Below are 19,649 nucleotides of genomic sequence, written 5' to 3'. Positions count from 1 at the left end.
GCGCAGCAGGTGGCCGACCAGGTGCTGTTCGTCGACAACGGTGTCGTGCTCGAACGCGGCACCCCGAAGGACGTACTCGTCAATCCGACCGTGCCGCGACTACGACAGTTCCTGCACCGGATTCTCGACCCGCTGTGAACCGTCAGCGCAGCGTCTTCTCCATGAGCACGACGCTCGGCCACTCCACGTCGAAGTCCCGGCGACCCACCGGGAAGAATCCCTGCTCCTCGTAGTAGTCGCGGAGCCGGGAGTTGGTTTCGACGCATTCGATCCGCACGACGGACGCATCCTCGGAGCGGGCGTGCTCGTCGACCCACCGCAGCAACTGGGCGCCGAGCCCGGCGCTGGCGTGCCTGCGGTCGGTCATGACACGGGCCACGTACGCGGCCGGGATGTCGTCCTCGAGCCACACGTCCGGATCGGATCGCAGTACCCGGAGCGCCCCCACCACGATCCCCGCGAACCGCGCGACTCGCCATTCCCCGAATTCGATCTGCTCGCGCACGTCGGCGAGCGACACCTCACCGCGGGCGGGCGGATCGATTTCCCTGGCCAGGAGCCAATCCTCTGCGTCCCAGTGCATCTGAACGATGTCTTCAGCCTGCTCGAGTTCTGCCCGCTCCACGGTGACCGCCATGCACACACAGTAACCATCCCGCTTCGAAAACAAACCACCGCTGCAGCCGTGTCTATCTGCGACGATGTGACTGGAGTTACAGTTACATCCTGGGACAGTTACCTCAGGGCGGTGGTAGCGATGAACCTGTTTCGTGCGGTGGTCCTGATGACACTGTCCACCTGTGCGGCCGCGTATGTGTGCGCCCACCCTCCGCGGGGGGCCGCCCAGCCCCTCGGGCCCGAATCCATTCTCCCGTCCCCGATCTTGGACGACGACTTCTTCGTGTGGCCGCCGAACGTGGCGGACTTCGCGGCCGGCGAGATCATCCGCTCACGGGAAGTGACGCTTCGGGCGGTGCCGAACCAGCTGGTCCCGCATCGGGCGCACCAGATCATGGTGCGGTCCAACGATTCCAAGGACCGTCCCGTGCCGGTGACGGCGACGGTGCTGGTGCCGACGGCGGAGTGGACCGCGCCGGGTCCGAGACCGGTGCTCGACTACAACATGCCCATCGACTCGCTGGGTGCCCGGTGCACCCCGTCTTACAAGATGGTGCACGACTGGCAGACCCTCGACCTGGACATCCCCCCCGGTGCTGTCGCTGTTCCTCGCGAAGAACTACGCGGTACTCGTGCCCGACCACCAGGGACCGCGGATGGCGTACAGCGCGGGACGGATGGCGGGTCATGCCGTGCTCGACAGCATCCGCGGCATGAGGCAGCTTCCCGGCCTCGGGCTCTCGGACAGCCCGGTTCTCGCTACGGGATACAGCGGTGGTGCGATCGCCACCGGCTGGGCGGCGCAACTGCAGCCGACGTACGCGCCGGACGTCGCTCTCGCCGGCGCCGCCGCGGGCGGGACCCCCGCCGATTTCGGGTTGCTCCGCCGGACGATGAACGGCCAACTCGGTTCGGGTCTGTACCTGTCCGCCGTCCTCGGGCTCGCCCGCGAATACCCGGAGATGCTGATGCTGGCGAATCCGCTCGGCGTGGCGCTGGCGACGTCGCCGCTGAAGGACCAGTGCATCCTGGCCCTCGCACCGACCGGGGTCGCCGCGCTGCCCGTCGAACTGTTCGCCGCCGTCCCCGACCCGTTCGGCACTCCCACGGCCCGAACGGTGATCGCCGAGAACCGGATGGGCGCGCTCACCCCGACCGCACCGGTGCTGCTGTATCACGGGTCTTCGCGAGTGTTCCTCGGCGACGAGTGGATTCCGGAGGACGGGGTGATCACACTGCAGCAGGAGTGGTGCCGCGGCGGTGCCGACGTCACCTATGCCCCGCAGTTCGGCGAGCACCTCACCGCCGCCGTGTTCGCGCTGCCCGAGGTGGTGCAGTGGATCGACGACCGGCTGGCCGGAGTGCCTACGCCCACGGGGTGCCGCTGACGGCTACCCGTGCGCGTGCGGCAGCAGCAGATCGGCCTGCCCGACCCCGGCGACGCGTGCCTCGTCGAGCCACGTCGCCGTCTGCTCCCGCGCCCGCGTCATCAGTTCGTCGGCGTCGCCGAAATCGGCGGGACTCGTGTCCAGCGGGCACAGCGGGGGCACCACCCGGATGTCCGCGACGCTCTCGTACCGCTCGATGTCGAGCGCGAGCCGCTGATTGATCGCGAGCGTCACGCCGAGCAACCCCATGCCCAGCGCACTTCCGGGAACCTTCGACAGGGTGCAGGCATATCCGGTGGGAAGTACCCACACGGTCGTCGCCCCTAGTTCGATCGCGTGCGAGATGGGCGTGTTGTTGACGACCCCGCCGTCCATCAGCGCCCGGCCGTCGATCACCACGGGCGGGAGGATGCCGGGCAGCGACGCGCTCGCGGTGACGGCGTCGACGGCAGGCCCCGTCGACAGCCGGACGTCCTTGCCGGTGAGCACGTCGACGGCGATGACGTGCAACGGGATCGGCGCGTCCTCCATCCGTTCGAACCGGAGATGCTGCGCCAGCAACTTCCTGATGGCGCGGTTGGAGACCAGATGGTTGCGGAGCCCGACGAAACCGGTGAATCCGGTGAGCAATCCGGCGGGAAACACCGCGCTGCGGGTGAGACCGCGCCACAGGTCGGCCAGTTCGCGCAGGTCCGCGTCGGAGGAACCCCCGGCGAGCCAGGCGCCGTTGAGCGCACCGACGGACGTGCCGACGATGAGGTCCGGCCGAATGCCCCTGCCGATCAGGGTCTGCAACATTCCGACCTCGATTGCCCCGAGGCTCGCCCCACCCGACAGAACGAAAGCTGTTGTCATGCGGCCACCGTAACCGGTCAGCCCCGGCGGTACAGGCCGGCAATGTCGTCCGCGAAGCGCTCGGTCACCACGGGACGCTTGATCTTCAGGGTGGCGGTCAGCTCCCCGCCTGCCTCCGTGAGGTCGCGGTCCAGGACGACGAACCGTTTGATCGACTCCGTGTGCGAGACGGTGGCGTTCGCGTCGTCCACGGCGTCCTGCAGGTCTCCGCGCAGTTCCTCGTCGTCTCGCAGGTCCGCCACCGTGGCTTCGGACGACTTGCCGTGCGCGGATTTCCACTTGCGGAATTCCTGCGGATCCACGGTCAGCAGGGCACCGATGAACGGGCGGCTGTCGCCCACCACCACCGCCTGCGAGACGAGGGGGTGTGAGCGGAGCCGGTCCTCGAGCGGGCCCGGCGACACGTTCTTGCCCCCGGCGGTGATCAGCAGATCCTTCTTCCGGCCGGTGATGGTGAGATAGCCGCTCTCGTCCAGGTCGCCGAGATCGCCGGTGCGAAACCAGCCGTCGTCCAGCACTTCCCGGGTGGCGTGTTCGTTGCGCCAGTAGCCGCCGAACACGACGCCGCCGCGCAGTTCGATCTCGCCGTCCTCGGCGATGCGCACACTGTTGCCGCCCAGCGGCTGACCGACCGTCCCGATCCGCTGGGCGCCGGGGACGTTCACACAGTGCGCGGCCGTCGATTCGGTGAGTCCGTAGCCCTCGTAGACCGGAACCCCGATGCCGCGGAAGAAGTGGCCGAGCCTCGGCATCAGCGCCCCGCCGCCCGAGATCGCCCACCAGCACTCGCCGCCCAGGGCGGCACGGAGTTTCGCGTAGACGAGTTTGTCGGCGACCGCGTGCTCGAGGCGGAGCCGCAGCGGCGCACCGCCCGTGTCCTGGGCCTCGCTGTACGCCACCGCCGTGGCCTCGGCGAAGTCGAAGATCCGTTTCTGCAGGCCGCCACCGGACGCCGCTTTGCGGGCCGCACCGTCCCGCACCTTCTCGAACACGCGGGGAACACCGAGGATGGTGTTGGGCCGGAAACGCTCGAATTCATCCGTGACCGTGCCGAAGTCGGACCAGTGCGCCTGCGTCGCGCCGCCTTCGAACATCGCCAGCGACACCGCCCGCGCCAGCACGTGCGCCAGCGGAAGGAACGTCAGCACCCGGTTGCCCGGTCGGGCGACGTCGCCGATCGGCGCCGCGAGCAACGACCGCACCTCCGACAGGAAGTTCCGGTGGGTGAGGATGCAGCCCTTGGGACGGCCCGTGGTGCCGGACGTGTACACGAGTGACGCGAGGTCGTTGGCGGTCAGCGCCACCACCCGCTTGAACACCTCGGAATCGTCGATCGACAACCCGTCCTTGATGAGCGTGCCCACCGCGTCCTCGTCGATGGTGAGGATGCGCTTCAGCGTGTAGGGGATGCCACCACCCTCGAAACTCGACGCGTGGGCCGGGGTCTCCACGAGCGCCGCGACGGCCCCCGAATCCTCGATGATCCACCGGATCTGGTCGTGGGAGGAGGAGTCGTAGATGGGGACGGACGCCGCGCCCGCCGCCCAGATCGCGTAGTCGAGCAGCGACCATTCGAATCTGGTCGACGACAGCAGTGCCACCCGGTCGCCGGGGCGGACCCCGTTGGCGATCAGACCCTTCGCGACCCCGGTGACGAGTGCGCCGAAGTCCTTGGCCGTCACGTCGACCCACCCGCCGGACTCCGGACGCGTGTACATCACCCGATCCGGGTAGCTCTCGGCGTGCGCGAACACCCGGAGCACGGCGTTCTCGTGGTCCGACACGCTGAACGTCGGAGCGCTGGTGTACTCACGCACGGGTGCCGTCTCCGATGCTGTCGTCGGTGTCGCCGCCCTGGCGGAACTTGCGGAGGTGCCGGGCGAACGCGGCGATCTCGCCGTCCGACCACGAGGCCACCCGGTCGCGGACCTCCTCCACCCGGCGGGCGTCCGCGCCGGCCAGCACCGCGACGCCGACGTCGGTGAGGCTCAACGGGTGACCGCTGCGGAGCGGTCCCGGCTCGGCGTGCACCCAGCCCTCGTCGATGCAGCCCCGGAGTTGACGCGACACGGTGGAGCGGTGCACGCCGAACGCGTCCGAGATCTGGGTGGCCCGGCAACCCGGATTGCGGGCGACGAACGAGAGCAGCGAATGTTGAGCGAACGTCGGGGATCCGACGGGAGGGCGGTCACCAGCGACCAGTTGGCGGACGAGGCGGACGAGTTCGTCATGGACGGCCACCACGCCCGATGCGGGCGTTTCCTCCGGCTCGGCCTCGTTGTGTTGCACACTGCAACTGTATCCGACCACCCTGGCGTCGACCACCCGCACCCCCGATTCCCGTTGTCCTTCGCTCGACTCACGTTCTGCCCATACTGCTACCGATGCTCCGAAAATTCATTCGGCCGCAAACGTCACACGGTCACGATTGGAGAACGCTTTTCGTGCACCGCTACCGATCGGACAACGGCCGGCGCCGGAAAATCCGTTGCGGCCTGCGGCCCGGCCGATGCACTGTGTGCGCATGCTGATCAGACGCGAGAATGCAGGCGATGTCGACGCGGTGGCCGAGGTGCACCGGCAGGCCTTCGACGGCGACGCTCCCGTCGAGGTCGGACTCGTCACCCTGTTGCGGTCGAGCGGCGCGTGGATTCCGCACCTGGCCCTCGTCGCCGAGATCGACGGAGCCGTCGTCGGCCACGTCTGCCTGACCCGCGCGACCGTCGACGCCACGGACGTACTCGCACTCGGCCCGATCGGCGTCCTCCCCGGTCGCCAGCGCGCCGGTGTGGGTTCGGCGCTGATGCACGCCGTGCTCGGCGCCGCCGACGCCAGGGACGAACCGCTCGTCGCGCTGCTCGGTCACCTCGACTACTACCCGCGGTTCGGCTTCGTCTCCGGAACGTCGGCCGGGATCGAGCCGGACCAGCCGTCGTGGTCGTCCCACTTCCAGGTACGCCGGCTCGCATGCTGGGATCCGTCCATCACCGGCACGTTCCGGTACGCCGCGCCCTTCTACGACCTGTGACGTCGAATCCGCTGGTAGTTTGATGTTGAACATGTCACGGGGGTGAGCTGGAACCGAGGTAGGGAAACGATGGAGAACGCGGCCGACGGCGCCAGGGCAGGCGAGCCTGTGGATGCGTCCGTCACGACGACCATCGTCCGCCGGGTCCTCCGCGGCTGCGACGAGGAGTTCGCCGACTGGATTCAGACCGGGCTCGGCCTCGCCCGGCTGTTCCCCGGGTTCCTCGGCGGCGGGTGGCTCAAGGAGAGCAGCACCTCCGATGTCTGCGTGATCGTGCTGAAGTTCGAAACCCAAGCCGCACTCGACAACTGGTTGACGTCCTCACTGCGAAACGGGTGGCTCAGGACCGGCGGCAACATCGCGGTCGAGGCACCGAACGAGCCGGCGTCGAACGTGGAGAGCCTGTTCGAGCGTCCCCGGCTCTGACGAACCGCCGTCAGGCGGACTCCCCCGGGATCGGCGCGCCCGACGGCATCCCCTCCCCCAGGTAGGTCTGATAGAACGGCCGCCAGTCCGCGGACGCATCACGGCGATGACCGGGAGTGTCCGCCCCGTCGAGGTGCCGGTCGAGGTCGGCGAGACACACACTCCACCCGGCCGCGTTCCTGGCCGCCGTGTTGCGGACCTCGAGAACGTTCACGAGCGTCAGTGCGCACCCTTCCGCGGTCGGCTCGACCTCGAAGTGGATCTCGTCCCCGCCCCAGGTGAACGCCAGGGTGCACGGCGCGCCGTAGACGAGGACCGTCCCCGTCTCGGGGTCGCTGTGCGGGTCCGGGAAGAATTCGATGTCGCCGCCGGCGTAGGTGTCGAGCCGGACCCGTGACGGAAACCAGCGCTCGAGTTCGTCCGGCTCCGACACGGCCTCCCACAGCCTCTGAACGTCGAACGGGTACGTGCACCGGAACCGCACGGCGGGACGACCCTTGAACTCGAAATACCTTCCGTGGATCACCGGCCCACTCCTCGCTGTCGCACCTGACGACAGCTTGACACGGGAGGCCGCCGTCCACACCGAAGTTGGCGGACAATTCCGCGCCCCTCCTCCCTTCCTGTCGGACAACTCCCCTACGGTGACGGAGTGACGTCGCCTTGGTCGGAGGGACAGGTCGCATCGGTGGCCCCCGATGCCGGCTCCCTCGCTGCCGCGACAAAGCTGTCGGCCTCGTGGTCGCAGACGGGCGGCAACGGCGACGCACTGTGGGGACTGTGCCAAGGCAGCGGCAAGAGCCCCTACCGATCGGTGGTCGACCTCACCGGTCCGGCGTACCACTGCTCGTGCCCGAGCCGGAAGTTTCCGTGCAAGCACGCGCTCGGACTACTGCTGATCTGGTCGCAGGGCAGCGTTCCGGAGCAGTCCGAACCGCCCGAGTTCGCGAACGACTGGCTGAGCCGGCGGGCCGGGCGGGCCGCCGCGGTGCGCACCGCGGCGGCACCGGTCACCACGGCGTCGGGCGCCAAATCCGCGGAGCGCCGGGCCGAGCGGGTGGCGGCGGGCCTCGACGAACTCGACCTGTGGCTCACCGACCAGATCCGGGGCGGCCTCGGCGCGGCCGACATCTCGGCGTCCGCGTTCGACGCCATCGCGGCCCGCATGGTCGACGCGCAGGCGCCCGGGATCGCGTCCACCCTGCGCCGCCTTCCGATCGTCGTGGCCACCCGGGCCGACTGGCCGGACCGGTTGCTCCGCGAATACGCCAGGCTGCACCTTCTCGTCGTCGCCCATCGCCGACTGAGCGAACTGCCGGAACCGTTGCAGGCGTCGGTGCGTTCGCACGTCGGCTACCCGGTGGCCACCGACAGCGTGCGCGGCGAGCCGGGAGTCCGCGACCGGTGGATGGTGCTGGGCATGCAGACCACCGAGGAGAAGCGCCTCTTCACCCGCAAGGTGTGGTTGCTCGGCCGCGACCACGGTCGCCGCGCGATCCTCCTGGACTTCGCGCACGGCTCCGCCCACTTCTCGACGGTGATCCCGCCGCTCGGATCGCTCGTCGACGCCACCCTGCACTTCTACCCCGGCGCCGCGCCGCTGCGCGCCCAGTTCGGCGACACCCACCAGACGCCCGAACCGTTCACCACGGTCGCACCGAGCGACATCGACACCGCACTCGACGACTTCGCCGCCGCGGTCGGGGCCGACCCGTGGATCCGCTCGTGGCCCGCCCTGCTCACCGGTGTCACCCCGGCATACGACGGCGGAAGCTGGTTCGTCGTCGACGGGCAGGGACGCGCACTGCCGCTGTCCGGCGAGGATCCGGTCCTGTGGCGGCTGCTCGGAATGTCCGGCGGCAGTCCCGTCACCGTGTTCGGGGAGTGGACCAGCGACTCCCTCGTTCCCGTGTCGGTGTTCGACCGCGGCGACGTGTACCCGCTCGTGGCCGGCCCGCCGTCGACCGCGAGGAGTCGGCGATGAGCGAACTCCTGTCCGCCGCCCTGCTCGGCACGGCACGATCCGCCCCCTCGTTCGAGGGTCTGGCCACCGGCGAACTGGCGCAGTCGGTCGGCGGCGACCCGGCGGAGACCCTGCTGGGCGCGGCCGCACTCGAAAACGCATACCGCGACGGCGGAGTCGCCGCCGCCACCCGCGTACTGCCCGCGCCCGCCGAGGACGATCCGCGGCTGCAGTTGCCGCCCGCGTCCGCCGCGCACCTGATGCAGTTGCTCGCCGCCAAGTCCTGGACCCTCACCGAGTGGTTCGCGGTGGTCGCCGAGCGGGGATACCGCGCGCCCGATCATCTCGTCGCCGACCTGATGGCGGTGGCACGCACGAACGACACCCACCGCGAGAGCATCCTGCGATTGGCAGGCCCCCGCGGTCAGTGGCTCGCGGCGCAGAACCCGGACTGGTCGATGCTGGTCCGGCGGTCCGATCGCACCGACGTGTGGACGCACGGCGCGCACCAGGAACGGCTGCTGTGGCTCACGACGATGCGGGCGGTGAACCCGGCGATCGCGATGGCCGAATTGCGCCGCACCTGGGATACCGAACGGGGCGAGCACCGGGCGGCGTTCATCGCGGTCCTGGGCACCGGGCTCGGCGACGCCGACGCCGCCCTGCTCGAGCACGCACTCGACGACCGGCGGAAAGAGGTGCGTCAGCAGGCGGTCCAGTTGCTGCGCCAGCTGCCGAACTCCGCGTACGCCGAGCGGATGGGCGCCCGCGCCCGCGCATGGGTGCGGGTGGAGAAGAAGCCGCTGCGCACCCGTCTCGTGGTGAACATGCCCGGTTCCCTGGACGATTCGGCCCGTCGCGACGGAATCGAGGACGTCCACTTCAAGAACAAGGGAATCCGCAGCTGGTGGTTGCGGATGGTGGTCACCGCCGCCCCCCTGTCGGTGTGGGAAGGCATGATCGGCTCGGCCGCCGGCGCGTTGGAGATCCGGATCGAAGACCAATGGCGGGAGGTGATGATGGAGGCGTGGACCAACGCCACCGTGCTCCAGCGCAATCCGCGCTGGGCGTCCGCCCTGCTGCACCGCGAGGGGCGCAAGACCGAGCGTCGCGTGGTGCCGATCGTCCCCGCCCGCGAACGGCTCGCCTACATTCTGTCGGGCCACGCCGACAGCTACCTGCTGGGCGTCGACGGCGCCGCGCTGTTCGAGGGGCTGCCCCACCCGTGGCCGCTCGACCTCGCCGAGCGGGTGATCGCCCGCCTCGAGGACGTGGCCGGGCGGCACGCCGAGACCGGCAAGGACCTCGGGCAGTTCTCCAGGCACAGCCACTACTCGACCCTCCGCAGCGCGGAAACGCACTTCCCGTTCGCTGCGGCGCCGCTGCTCCGGACGGCCGCCGAACGCACCCGCGACCCGGGCTGGCAGCAGGCGTTCGCCACCGTCGCCGCCAACATCGACCATCGCAGAACAGTCCTGAAGGAGCTCGAGTGACCGAGATCGCGGCCGTCCCGGCCGACCTGCTACGACCCCACGCCGAGCAGGCCTACGCCGACGAACTCGCCGCCCTCGCCGCGCAGGACACCCGGCCCCGGCCACCGTCGTGGAAGTTGTCGCCGTGGGCGGTCGTGACGTACCTGCTCGGCGGCGAACTCGACGACGGCACCGTCATCACCCCCAAATACGTCGGTCCCCGGCGGCTGATCGAGGTAGCGGTCGCGACACTCGCCACCGACCGCGCCCTGCTTCTGCTCGGCGTGCCCGGGACGGCCAAGACGTGGGTGTCCGAACACCTGTCGGCGGCGGTGTCCGGCGAGTCGACCCTGCTCGTCCAGGGAACGTCGGGCACACCCGAGGAGGCCATCCGGTACGGCTGGAACTACGCGAGGCTCCTCGCCGAGGGACCCACCGCGGGCGCACTCGTTCCGTCCCCGGTCATGACGGCGATGCAGGGCGGGCGGATCGCGCGGGTCGAGGAGCTGACCCGCATTCCCGCCGACGTGCAGGACGCGCTCATCACCGTGCTCTCGGAGAAGACACTGCCGATCCCCGAACTGGGCACCGAGGTTCAGGCCACCCGGGGTTTCAACCTGATCGCCACCGCCAACGACCGCGACCGCGGCGTCAACGACCTGTCGTCCGCGCTGCGCAGGCGTTTCAACACGGTCGTCCTGCCCCTGCCCGCCAGCGAGGAGGACGAGGTCGCCATCGTCGCGCGGCGGGTCGAGCAACTCGGGTCCTCGCTGGAACTGCCGGAGGTCCCGGCGACGGACGACGAGATCCGGCGGGTGGTCACCGTGTTCCGGGAACTGCGATCCGGCGCCACCGGCGACGGCCGCACCAAGCTGAAGTCCCCGTCCGGAACGCTGTCGACGGCGGAGGCGATCTCCGTGGTGACCAACGGACTCGCGCTCGCCGCGCATTTCGGTGACGGGGTGCTCCGTCCCTCCGACGTCGCCGCGGGAATCCTCGGATCCGTGGTGAAGGACCCGGTGGCCGACCGGGTGGTGTGGACCGAATACCTCGAGGCCGTGGTCCGCGAGCGGGAGGGCTGGGCCGACTTCTACCGGGCGTGCCGCGAGGTCACCGGGTGACCACCAGGGCGATGAGCCCGCCGGCGGGCGACGTCCGTGTCTTCGGCATCCGCCACCACGGGCCCGGTTCCGCACGATCGGTGCGTCGCGCGCTCGACGAGTTCGTCCCCGACGCCGTCCTGATCGAAGGGCCCGCGGACGCCGATCCGCTGGTCGCGTTGACCGCGTCCGACACCATGGAACCTCCGGTGGCGCTGCTTGCGTATGCCACCGGCGAACCCCGAACGGCGGCGTTCTGGCCGTTCGCTGTGTTCTCCCCGGAGTGGCAGGCGCTGTCGTGGGCGGCCGGGCGCGGCGTCGAGGTGCGCTTCTGCGACCTTCCGGCCGCCAACACCCTCGCCGCCGACCTCGCCGAGTCCCGTTCCGAGGATCCGCTGGCGGCGCTGGCCGCGGCGGCCGGCTACGACGACACCGAACGCTGGTGGGACGCCGTCATCGAATCCGGTTCGGGCGCAGACTCGTTCGACGCGATCACCGACGCCATGACCGCGCTGCGGGACACCGTCGAACTCGACGAACCCACAAGCAGGCGCGAGGCGTACATGCGCCAGACCCTGCGGAAGGTGATCAAGGGCGGCGCCTCGCGGATCGCGGTGGTGTGCGGCGCCTGGCACGCCCCGGCACTCGCCGGTCCCCTCGGGCCGGCCGCCGCGGATGCACGAATCCTCAAGGGAATCCCCAAGATCAAGACCTCGCTGACGTGGGTGCCGTGGACGCATTCGCGGCTGTCCACGGCGTCCGGATACGGCGCGGGCATCACCTCCCCCGGCTGGTACCACCACCTGTTCACCGCCCCGGACCGCACGATCACCCGATGGCTCACGAAGGTCGCGCGGGTGCTGCGGGACGAGGACCTTCCGGTGTCGAGTGCGCACGTCATCGAATCCGTCCGTCTCGCAGACACGTTGGCCGCGTTACGGGCGCGGCCGCTGGCCGGTCTCTCCGAGGTCACCGAGGCGACCCGCGCCGTGATGTGCGACGGGGACGACGTTCTGCTCGACTTGATCACGCGTCGTCTCGTCGTCGGCGAGGCCCTCGGCGCCGTCCCGGACGACACCCCGACGGTTCCCCTCGACGCCGACCTCCGTGCCCGGGCGAAGACGCTGCGGCTCAAGCAGCAGGCCGCCGAGAAGACCATCGACCTCGATCTCCGCCGGGACAACGACGTCGCGCGGTCCCGGCTGCTGCACCGACTGCAGATCCTCGGTGTCGACTGGGGCACCCCGGCCGAGAGTGAAGTCCGCGGCACCGGCACGTTCCGTGAGACGTGGTCGCTCACCTGGCAACCCGAACTGGCGGTGTCGATCATCGAGGCGTCGCTGTGGGGCACCACCGTCGAGGCCGCAGCCACGGCGAAGGTGCGTGAGGAAGCGGCGGCCCGCGACGTCTCCCTCGCCCGGCTCACCGGACTGCTCGAGCAGGCGCTGCTGTCGGATCTCGGCGACGCCCTGGCCGAACTGTTGCGCGCGCTGGAGACCGCGGCCACGCTCGACCACGACGTCATGCACCTGATGGACGCGCTGCCCGCGCTCACCCGCACCCTGCGGTACGGCGACGTCCGCGGCACCGACGTCTCGTCGCTCACCCGCGTCACCGACAGCCTGCTCGTCCGCATCTGCGCGGGACTGCCGTCGGCGCTGTCCGGCCTGGACGACGACAGCGCCCTCGACCTACGCCGCGCCGTCGACGACGTCCACGCGGCGGTGATGCTGCGGGACGACGACCGTGCGTCGGCGCGGTGGCTCGACACGCTCACCGGCCTCGTCGACCGCAGCGACGTGAACGGCCTCGTGATCGGGCGCATGGTCCGGCTGCTCCGCGACGCGGGCGCCGTCAACGAAACCGAGGCCGCCACCCGGCTGTCGCGGGCGCTGTCCGTCGGCGCCGAACCGGCCGCCAAGGCCGGGTGGGTCGACGGCTTCCTCGGCGGCGGAGGCCTGCTGCTGGTCCACGACCGGCAGCTGCTGCGCCTGCTCGACGGGTGGGTGTCGGGGCTGCGCGAGCAGGATTTCGTCGACGTGCTGCCGCTGCTGCGGCGCACATTCGGCAGCTTCGAGACCGGGGAACGCCGAGCCATCGGACAGTCCGTGGAGGGCGGCTCCACGGCCGATGCTCCCGCCGAGGTCGATGCCCGGCGCGGCACCGTCGCGATCCGCACCGTCGCCGACATCCTGGGGGTGACGTCGTGACCGAAGACGCGGAACGGCTACGACGGTGGCGGCTGCTGCTCGGCAACGCCGCCGAAGAATCCACCGGCGGACTGGCGTCGAAAACGGACGCGGCGATGGACGGCGCACTGGCCGCGCTCTACGACACCAGCAGTGAGGGGTCGAAGAGCCGCCGCCGCACTGCGGGTCTCGGCGGATCGGCGCCGAAGGTCGCGCGCTGGCTCGGCGACATCCGCACCTACTTCCCGAGCAGCGTCGTGCAGGTGATGCAGAAGGACGCCATCGACCGGCTCGGCCTCACTCAGCTGCTCCTCGAACCAGAACTGCTCGACGCCGTCGAACCGGACGTCCACCTCGTCGGCACCCTGCTGAGCCTGAACCGGGTGATGCCCGAGACCAGCAAGGCCACCGCCCGGATGGTCGTCGAGAAGGTGATCCGGGAGGTCGAGGACCGGATCGCGCAGAAGACCAGGACCGCCGTCACCGGTGCACTGAACCGCTCGGCCCGCATCACCAATCCCCGGTACCGCGATATCGACTGGAATCGCACGATCCGCGCCAACCTCGCGCACTACCTGCCCGAGCACAAGACGGTGGTGCCGGAGCGGTTGATCGGCTACGGCCGCCGCTCGCAGGCCGTGCACCGCGACGTCGTCCTCGCCATCGACCAGTCCGGCTCGATGGCGTCGAGCGTCGTGTACGCGTCCGTGTTCGGAGCGGTGCTCGCGTCGATGCGCGCGCTGAAGACGTCGCTGGTCGTGTTCGACACGGCGGTCGTCGACCTCACCGACAAGCTGTCCGATCCCGTCGACGTGCTGTTCGGCACGCAACTCGGCGGCGGCACCGACATCAACCGGGCAATCGCCTACAGCCAGTCACTGATCGACAGGCCGGCGGAATCGTTGTTCGTGCTGATCTCGGACCTGTACGAGGGTGGGATACGCGCGGAGATGCTGCGCAGGATGGCGGCGATGAAGAACGCCGGCGTCCAGGTGGTGGTGCTGCTCGCGCTGTCCGACGACGGCGCCCCGTCGTTCGATCACGACAACGCGGCGGCCCTCGGCGCGCTCGGCATTCCCGCGTTCGCCTGCACGCCGGACAAGTTCCCGGAACTGCTGGCGCTCGCACTCGAACGCGGCGACATCGGCAGGTGGGCGGACGGTCTCCAGCAGGGGTGACGGCGGGGTCAGCCGGCAGCCATCCGGCGCTCGCTGTGCAGTTCGGGATGCGCGTCGGCGCGGATCCTGAGCAGGACCAGGCCGGACACCGACGCGACGATCAACGACGCGACCGTCCACGGGACGTGCAGTTCGGAGATCCCGACTCCCGCACCGACGAGTCCCACGACGAGCAGGCTCCACATGATCGCTTTGACTGGACCGGACCCCATGACAACGCTCCTTCACCGAGATACGTACATCCCCCGTGAGTTCTGATGTGCGCGCAGAACGTTAGCTGCGTCACACGGGGGTCCTCGTGCGACACGTCGAAAACGCTCTTTCCGATACCAATCCGAGACCTTCGCCCGTGAGTACTTGTTAACCGCGGGCGGTTAACAAGTACTCACGGGCGAAGCTAGATGATGCTGACGGTGCCCTGGGTCGTCGCCGCCGCGAGCACCCGCAGGTGGTCGTCGGAGCCGCCGAGGGTGTGCTCGATCGCGGTCAGCCGGCTCACGTAATGCCCGACCGGGTACTCGGCGGTCATGCCGATGCCGCCGTGCATCTGGATCGCTTCCTGCCCGATCGTGCGGGCCGACCGGCCGATCTGCAGCTTGGCGCGGGACGCGACCACCGGGTCCACTGTTCCGTCGGCCAGCGACATCGTCGCGTACAAACTCATGCTGCGGGCCAGTTCCAGCAGCACGTACATGTCGGCCGCGCGGTGGGTGAGGGTCTGGAACTTCGCGATCGGGACGCCGAACTGCTTTCGCGTCTTCAGGTACTCGGTCGTCAGCCGCAACGCCTCCTCCATCGCGCCGACGGCCTCCGCGCACAGTGCCGCCTGCGCCCGGATGTGCGCGCCCTCGATCGCCGAAGACGCGTCGCCGCCCTCACCGAGCGGCTCGGCCGGGGTACCGGACAGTTCCACCTGTGCGGCCCGCAGTCCGTCGTGGGTCGCATAGGCGGTGCGGGTCAGACCGGTGGCGTCGCCGTCGACGAGGAACAGTCCGACCCCGCCGTCCGGGAGAGCAGCACTGACGACCAGAGTGTTCGCGCTGCCGCCGTGCGGAACCGGATTCTTCGTACCCGTCAGGGTCCACGCGTCGCCGTCCTTCGTCGCCGTCGTGGACACCCGGCCCGACGGCCAGCGCACGCCCGGTTCCCGATCGGCGAAGGCCAGCAGGAGGTTGCCCTCGGAGACGTCCGGGAGAATCCGGCGACGCTGCTCGGCGCTGCCGGCCGCAGCGATCAGGCCGCCGGGCACGAGCACGGCGTCGAGGACGGGTTCAGGCGCGAGACGACGGCCGATCTCGGTCATCACCGATGCCACCTCGACAGGTCCGGCGCCCATTCCGCCGTCTTCTTCGTCGAAGCTCAGACCCAGCAGACCCACCTCGGCGAGTTGCTTCCACACCTGCGGGCTCCACCCCTGCTCGGTGTCGGTGACGGCGTTGCGCTTCTCCGCGTCGTAGCTGCGGCCGAGCAGTTCACGGGTGGTGTCGCGCAGCAGTTTCTGTTCGTCGGTCAGTTCGAAGTCCATGTCACGCCCTCACAATCCGAGGATCGAGGAGGCGATGATGCTGCGCTGCACTTCGCTCGATCCGCTGTAGATGGAAACCTTGCGGTAGTTCAGATACGTCGGTGCCGTCCGCTGCGCCCAGAGCGGTGAGGAGATGCCGTCACCGGCGGCGAAGGGAAGCGAGTCGGGGCCCGCCACGTCGGTCAGCAGCTCGAGGGTCGCCTGCTGCAGTTCGGACCCGCGCAGCTTCAGCAGCGACGACGCCGGGTTCGGCTTGCCGTCGGCCGAACTCGCCACCACCCGCAGCTGGGTGAGCTCGAGCGCGATGATCTCGTTCTCCAGTTCCGCGATGCGGGCCGCGAACAACGGGTCGTCGAGCAGCGTCCCCTCGCCGACCGAGATCTCCGCGGCGCGCTTCTTCGCCTGCGCGAGCCGGACCTTGGAGAATCCCAGGCGGGTGACGCCGGCGCGCTCGTTGCCGAGCAGGAACTTGGCGTAGCTCCAGCCCTGGTTCTCCTCACCCACGAGATTGTCGGCGGGCACGCGCACGTCCTCGAAGAAGACCTCGTTGACCTCGTGGCCGCCGTCGATCAGCTTGATCGGGCGCACCGTGACGCCCGGCGTCTTCAGGTCGACGAGGATGAACGAGATGCCGGCCTGCTTCTTGGGGGCGTCCGGGTTGGTGCGGGCGAGGACGAAGATCCAGTCGGCGTGCTGCGCGAGGGTGGTCCACGTCTTCTGGCCGTTGATCACGTAGTCGTCGCCGTCGCGGACGGCGCGGGTCTTCAGCGATGCCAGGTCGGAACCGGCCTCGGGCTCGGAAAATCCCTGGCACCACCAGATGTCGAGGTTGGCGGTCGCGGGAAGGAACTTCTCCTTCTGCTCTTGCGAACCGAACGCCGCGATGACGGGGCCGACCATGCTGGTGTTGAACGCGAGCGGCTCGGGCACCGACGCGAGCTGCAGCTCGTCGAGCCAGATGTGCTTCTGCACCGGCGTCCAGTCGCGGCCGCCCCACTCGACCGGCCAGTGCGGCGTCGCGAGCCCGTTGGCGTTCAGAATCCGCTGAGACTCGATGAAGCCTTCTTTCCCCACTTCTTCGCCCCGCGCATACCGCTCGCGGATCTCCGCCGGAATCTGCGTGGTGAAGAACGTTCGCATCTCGTCGCGGAACGCCAGCTCCTCGTCGGTCAAGGCCAGATTCATCGGAATTCCTTCGCACTCGAGGTCGGATTCATGTTGTGTTTCCCGACGGTACCCCCACCTCCCGCGGGACACCACGACCTCCCTAGTTGTAGTCAGTTTGACCACGTCGGTGATACGGTCCCGTAGTCACTACGACTACAAGGAGTTCCCGTGATCGCACTACTCGTCGACTGGCTGAATTCGGCCGCGGTGACGTCGTTCGGGACGACGACCAGCTGGGCCGAAGTGCTCGGTTTCGCGTCGGGCGCGGTGTGCGTCTGGCTCGTCGCCCGGCAGTCCGCCTGGAACTGGCCGATCGGAATCGCGAACAACCTGGTCTGGATCCTGCTGTTCTACGCGGCCGGACTCTTCGCGGACTCGGCCCTCCAACTGGTCTACATCGCGCTCGCCGCGGCCGGGTGGATCCGGTGGATCCGCGGTCGCGCCGGCAACCCGTTGCCCGTCACCGGGACGTCGCGGGAAGAGTGGCGGTTGCTCGCCGTGGCCGGCATCATCGGCACCGCCGCCCTGACCATGCTCCTGCACACGGCGACGTCGTCCACGGTCCCGTTCTGGGACGCCGTCACCACGGCCCTCTCGCTGCTGGCCACCTGGGGACAGGTGAACAAACGCTGGGAATCGTGGCTGCTGTGGATTGCGGCCGATCTCGTCTACGTCCCGCTCTACCTGCACAAGGGTCTGACGCTGACGACCCTGCTGTACGTCGGTTTCCTCGTGCTCTGCGTCCGCGGTCTCCTCGAGTGGCGCCAGTCTTCGGGACTGCCCGCCCTCGCGACCACCGCGGGCCGGTGACCGACATGCACGACCACACACTCGTGATCGGAAAGTTCTATCCCCCGCACGCCGGGCACCACCTGCTGATCCAGGAGGCGGCGCGGGTCGCCGCCCGGGTCACGGTGGTGGTGATGGCGTCCCGGGCCGAGTCGATTCCCTTGGCGGACAGAGTGTCCTGCCTCGCCGAGTCTCATGCACGGGACCGCACGGTGACCGTGACCGGAATCGCGTGCGACGCCCCGATGGACCTCGCGTCGCGACCGGTGTGGGCCGCGCAGGTGGCGTGCATGCGCGCCGCGGTGCGACAGGTCACCGGCATCGCCGTCGACGTGGTCGTGTCGAGTGAGAAGTACGGCGACGAACTCGCCCGCTGGTTCGACGCCGTCCACGTCCCCGTCGACCCCGAGCGGGTCCGGTTCCCGATTTCGGGAACCGGCTGTCGAGGCGACCTCGCCGGCAACTGGGAACACCTGGATGCGCCCGCGCAGGCGCTGCTGACCACCCGGATCGTGGTGCTCGGCGCGGAATCCACCGGCACCACCACCGTCAGTCACGCACTGGCGCAGCGCTTCCGCGCCCGCGGCGGGATCTGGCGGCGCACGCACTGGGTGCCCGAATACGGTCGTACGGCAACCGCCGACAAGCTGGCGACAGCCCGCGCCACCGACGCGTCCGCCGGCGTCGACGACCTCGTCTGGACCGGGCAGGATTTCGCCGACATCGCCCGCATCCAGAACGAGTGGGAAGAGGCGGGAGCGCGGTCGGGGTCGCCCCTGACGATCTGCGACACCGACGCAGAAGCGACGACCGTGTGGGAGCGGCGCTACCTCGGCTCCGGCAGCACCCGCGCGCTCGACCACCGGCCGGGGCGCCACGCCCTGTACCTCATTACCGACCACGTCGGTGTCCCCTTCGTGCAGGATGGGTTGCGGGACGGAGAGTCGATCCGGGAGGAGATGACAGAGTGGTTCGTCGACGCACTCACCGCCGCCGGACGGTCGTGGGTGATGCTGACCGGGAGCCGGGCAGAGCGCCTCGACCTCGCGACGCAGGTCACTGAACAGGCACTCGCCCACCGATCGACGTTCGCCGCACCGCTGGGAGGCTGACAGGTGTACGACGCATCCGACTACCCACCGTTCGCCGTGACCGTCGATCTCGCGATGTTCACGCTGCGCGCCTCCTCGCTGTCGGTCCTGCTGGTGCGGCGGGGCGAGGAGCCGTTCCGGGGGATGCCCGCGCTGCCCGGCGGTTTCGTCCACGCCGACGAATCGGCGGAGGTCGCGGCGCGACGCGAACTGGCGGAGGAGACCGGACTCGACAGCTTTCCCGGTCACCTCGAACAGTTGGCGACGTACAGCGAGCCGGGCCGCGACCCGCGCATGCGGGTCGTGTCGGTGGTGTTCGTGGCGTTCGCGCCGAATCTGCCGGAGCCGTCCGCCGGTTCCGACGCCGCCGACGCCTATTGGATGCCGGTCGAGGACGCGTCCCGCGAGTCGCTGGCGTTCGACCACGCGCAGATCCTCGCCGACGCCCTCGAGCGGGTGCGGTCGAAACTCGAATACACCACGTTGGCAACCCATTTCGTCGAGTCCCCGTTCTCGATCCGGGACCTCCAGACGGTGTACGAGGCCGTGTGGGACGTGACGTGGGACCGCGCGAACTTCCGACGCAAGGTCCTGGGGACGCGCGGATTCGTCGAACCCGTCGAGGGCGTGGCCGACGCCGCGTCCACGGGCGGCAGGCGCGCCCAGCTGTACCGGCCCGGCGACGCCACCACCCTGCACCCGCCGATCCCCCGCCCGTGAGTACTTGTCATCCCTGAAAAGGGGGTGGGTAGTCAAGTGCTGGCATCTGGGTGTTTTGGTTTCGGGGCCTGTGGGTGGACGGCGTCGATCCGGGCCGCGGGGCGGGACGCAGCGCCCGCAGCGTCAGCGAGGACGAACGG

General features: G+C 69.6%; 19 protein-coding genes and 1 pseudogene. 12 read left to right on the top strand and 8 right to left on the bottom strand.

Annotated features, from left to right (window positions below; all coding sequences use genetic code 11):
• A pseudogene (gene glnQ / locus MLGJGCBP_RS06035) lies at positions 1–138 on the top strand (glutamine ABC transporter ATP-binding protein GlnQ); the annotation flags it as partial.
• Between the two features lie 4 nt (positions 139–142).
• Here glnQ and MLGJGCBP_RS06030 read toward each other — a convergent pair.
• On the bottom strand, positions 143–637 hold the full coding sequence (locus MLGJGCBP_RS06030; protein WP_160094445.1) for a GNAT family N-acetyltransferase: 495 nt from the start codon (positions 635–637) through the stop codon (positions 143–145).
• 574 nt (positions 638–1,211) lie between these two features.
• On the opposite strand from MLGJGCBP_RS06030, the gene MLGJGCBP_RS54190 reads away from it, so the two are divergent.
• On the top strand, positions 1,212–2,006 hold the full coding sequence (locus MLGJGCBP_RS54190) for a lipase family protein (protein WP_236580943.1): 795 nt from the start codon (positions 1,212–1,214) through the stop codon (positions 2,004–2,006).
• Between the two features lie 3 nt (positions 2,007–2,009).
• Here MLGJGCBP_RS54190 and MLGJGCBP_RS06020 read toward each other — a convergent pair whose 3' ends face one another.
• From MLGJGCBP_RS06020 to MLGJGCBP_RS06010, 3 genes are read right to left on the bottom strand one after another with little or no spacing between them, the layout of a single operon-like run.
• Positions 2,010–2,861, bottom strand: a complete 852-nt coding sequence (locus tag MLGJGCBP_RS06020) for a patatin-like phospholipase family protein (RefSeq protein WP_160094444.1) — start codon at positions 2,859–2,861, stop codon at positions 2,010–2,012.
• Positions 2,862–2,878: 17 nt separating this feature from the next.
• Positions 2,879–4,678 (bottom strand): AMP-dependent synthetase/ligase, encoded by a 1,800-nt coding sequence (locus MLGJGCBP_RS06015; protein ID WP_160094443.1) that lies wholly within the window; start codon positions 4,676–4,678, stop codon positions 2,879–2,881.
• Positions 4,671–5,192 carry a MarR family winged helix-turn-helix transcriptional regulator gene (locus MLGJGCBP_RS06010; RefSeq protein ID WP_160094442.1) on the bottom strand — a complete coding sequence of 174 codons (522 nt, stop codon included), beginning with the start codon at positions 5,190–5,192 and terminating at the stop codon, positions 4,671–4,673. The genes MLGJGCBP_RS06015 and MLGJGCBP_RS06010 overlap by 8 nt, the downstream gene beginning before the upstream one ends.
• Before the next feature lie 193 nt (positions 5,193–5,385).
• On the opposite strand from MLGJGCBP_RS06010, the gene MLGJGCBP_RS06005 reads away from it, so the two are divergent.
• Positions 5,386–5,889, top strand: coding sequence for a GNAT family N-acetyltransferase (locus tag MLGJGCBP_RS06005; RefSeq protein WP_160094441.1), 504 nt, complete (start codon positions 5,386–5,388; stop codon positions 5,887–5,889).
• Positions 5,890–5,958: 69 nt separating this feature from the next.
• Positions 5,959–6,315, top strand: coding sequence for an antibiotic biosynthesis monooxygenase (locus tag MLGJGCBP_RS06000; protein WP_072940196.1), 357 nt, complete (start codon positions 5,959–5,961; stop codon positions 6,313–6,315).
• A 10-nt stretch (positions 6,316–6,325) separates the two neighbouring features.
• On the opposite strand, the gene MLGJGCBP_RS05995 is transcribed toward MLGJGCBP_RS06000, so the two are convergent.
• The gene (locus MLGJGCBP_RS05995) at positions 6,326–6,841 is read right to left on the bottom strand and encodes an SRPBCC family protein (protein ID WP_160094440.1); all 516 of its coding nucleotides are present in this window, start codon (positions 6,839–6,841) and stop codon (positions 6,326–6,328) included.
• A gap of 126 nt (positions 6,842–6,967) precedes the next feature.
• Between MLGJGCBP_RS05995 and MLGJGCBP_RS05990 the strand changes: the two genes are divergently transcribed.
• The 5 genes from MLGJGCBP_RS05990 to MLGJGCBP_RS05970 are packed head-to-tail and all read left to right on the top strand — an operon-like array spanning position 6,968 to position 14,217.
• Entirely contained in the window at positions 6,968–8,299 is a 1,332-nt protein-coding gene (locus MLGJGCBP_RS05990; RefSeq protein WP_160094439.1) for an SWIM zinc finger family protein, read from the top strand.
• A complete protein-coding gene (locus MLGJGCBP_RS05985; RefSeq protein ID WP_160094438.1) occupies positions 8,296–9,771 on the top strand; it encodes a DUF5691 domain-containing protein in 1,476 nt (491 codons plus the stop codon). Before MLGJGCBP_RS05990 ends, MLGJGCBP_RS05985 begins: the two co-directional genes overlap by 4 nt.
• Positions 9,768–10,871 carry an ATP-binding protein gene (locus tag MLGJGCBP_RS05980; protein ID WP_087557097.1) on the top strand — a complete coding sequence of 368 codons (1,104 nt, stop codon included), beginning with the start codon at positions 9,768–9,770 and terminating at the stop codon, positions 10,869–10,871. The genes MLGJGCBP_RS05985 and MLGJGCBP_RS05980 overlap by 4 nt, the downstream gene beginning before the upstream one ends.
• Before the next feature lie 11 nt (positions 10,872–10,882).
• Positions 10,883–13,060: a DUF5682 family protein gene (locus MLGJGCBP_RS05975; RefSeq protein WP_160094447.1), complete on the top strand. Its 2,178-nt coding sequence runs from the start codon at positions 10,883–10,885 to the stop codon at positions 13,058–13,060.
• Entirely contained in the window at positions 13,057–14,217 is a 1,161-nt protein-coding gene (locus tag MLGJGCBP_RS05970) for a VWA domain-containing protein (RefSeq protein WP_160094437.1), read from the top strand. Before MLGJGCBP_RS05975 ends, MLGJGCBP_RS05970 begins: the two co-directional genes overlap by 4 nt.
• Before the next feature lie 8 nt (positions 14,218–14,225).
• On the opposite strand, the gene MLGJGCBP_RS05965 is transcribed toward MLGJGCBP_RS05970, so the two are convergent.
• The 3 genes from MLGJGCBP_RS05965 to MLGJGCBP_RS05955 form a co-directional block, all read right to left on the bottom strand.
• On the bottom strand, positions 14,226–14,429 hold the full coding sequence (locus MLGJGCBP_RS05965) for a hypothetical protein (protein WP_012688808.1): 204 nt from the start codon (positions 14,427–14,429) through the stop codon (positions 14,226–14,228).
• A 185-nt stretch (positions 14,430–14,614) separates the two neighbouring features.
• The gene (locus MLGJGCBP_RS05960) at positions 14,615–15,742 is read right to left on the bottom strand and encodes an acyl-CoA dehydrogenase family protein (protein ID WP_160094436.1); all 1,128 of its coding nucleotides are present in this window, start codon (positions 15,740–15,742) and stop codon (positions 14,615–14,617) included.
• A gap of 9 nt (positions 15,743–15,751) precedes the next feature.
• Positions 15,752–16,927, bottom strand: coding sequence for an acyl-CoA dehydrogenase family protein (locus MLGJGCBP_RS05955; protein ID WP_160094435.1), 1,176 nt, complete (start codon positions 16,925–16,927; stop codon positions 15,752–15,754).
• 150 nt (positions 16,928–17,077) lie between these two features.
• Here MLGJGCBP_RS05955 and pnuC point away from each other — a divergent pair, with 150 nt between their 5' ends.
• The 3 genes from pnuC to MLGJGCBP_RS05940 are packed head-to-tail and all read left to right on the top strand — an operon-like array spanning position 17,078 to position 19,509.
• Positions 17,078–17,719 (top strand): nicotinamide riboside transporter PnuC, encoded by a 642-nt coding sequence (pnuC, locus tag MLGJGCBP_RS05950; protein ID WP_160094434.1) that lies wholly within the window; start codon positions 17,078–17,080, stop codon positions 17,717–17,719.
• Positions 17,720–17,724: 5 nt separating this feature from the next.
• Positions 17,725–18,810, top strand: a complete 1,086-nt coding sequence (locus MLGJGCBP_RS05945; protein WP_160094433.1) for an AAA family ATPase — start codon at positions 17,725–17,727, stop codon at positions 18,808–18,810.
• A gap of 3 nt (positions 18,811–18,813) precedes the next feature.
• Positions 18,814–19,509 carry an NUDIX hydrolase gene (locus MLGJGCBP_RS05940; protein ID WP_236580942.1) on the top strand — a complete coding sequence of 232 codons (696 nt, stop codon included), beginning with the start codon at positions 18,814–18,816 and terminating at the stop codon, positions 19,507–19,509.
• Positions 19,510–19,649 lie beyond the last annotated feature (140 nt).

The sequence above is a fragment of the Rhodococcus sp. T7 genome, assembly GCF_009872365.1.
Lineage (GTDB): Bacteria > Actinomycetota > Actinomycetes > Mycobacteriales > Mycobacteriaceae > Rhodococcus_F.
This window is presented reverse-complemented; position numbering and strand designations above follow the sequence as displayed.

Bases quoted from the DNA above. Each gene is read 5' to 3' on its own strand.
- MLGJGCBP_RS06030 (WP_160094445.1), bottom strand. From the start codon at position 637: ATGGCGGTCACCGTGGAGCGGGCAGAACTCGAGCAGGCTGAAGACATC.
- MLGJGCBP_RS06020 (WP_160094444.1), bottom strand. From the start codon at position 2,861: ATGACAACAGCTTTCGTTCTGTCGGGTGGGGCGAGCCTCGGGGCAATC.
- MLGJGCBP_RS06005 (WP_160094441.1), top strand. From the start codon at position 5,386: ATGCTGATCAGACGCGAGAATGCAGGCGATGTCGACGCGGTGGCCGAG.
- MLGJGCBP_RS06000 (WP_072940196.1), top strand. From the start codon at position 5,959: ATGGAGAACGCGGCCGACGGCGCCAGGGCAGGCGAGCCTGTGGATGCG.
- MLGJGCBP_RS05985 (WP_160094438.1), top strand. From the start codon at position 8,296: ATGAGCGAACTCCTGTCCGCCGCCCTGCTCGGCACGGCACGATCCGCC.
- MLGJGCBP_RS05975 (WP_160094447.1), top strand. From the start codon at position 10,883: ATGAGCCCGCCGGCGGGCGACGTCCGTGTCTTCGGCATCCGCCACCAC.
- MLGJGCBP_RS05965 (WP_012688808.1), bottom strand. From the start codon at position 14,429: ATGGGGTCCGGTCCAGTCAAAGCGATCATGTGGAGCCTGCTCGTCGTG.
- MLGJGCBP_RS05960 (WP_160094436.1), bottom strand. From the start codon at position 15,742: ATGGACTTCGAACTGACCGACGAACAGAAACTGCTGCGCGACACCACC.
- MLGJGCBP_RS05955 (WP_160094435.1), bottom strand. From the start codon at position 16,927: ATGAATCTGGCCTTGACCGACGAGGAGCTGGCGTTCCGCGACGAGATG.
- MLGJGCBP_RS05945 (WP_160094433.1), top strand. From the start codon at position 17,725: ATGCACGACCACACACTCGTGATCGGAAAGTTCTATCCCCCGCACGCC.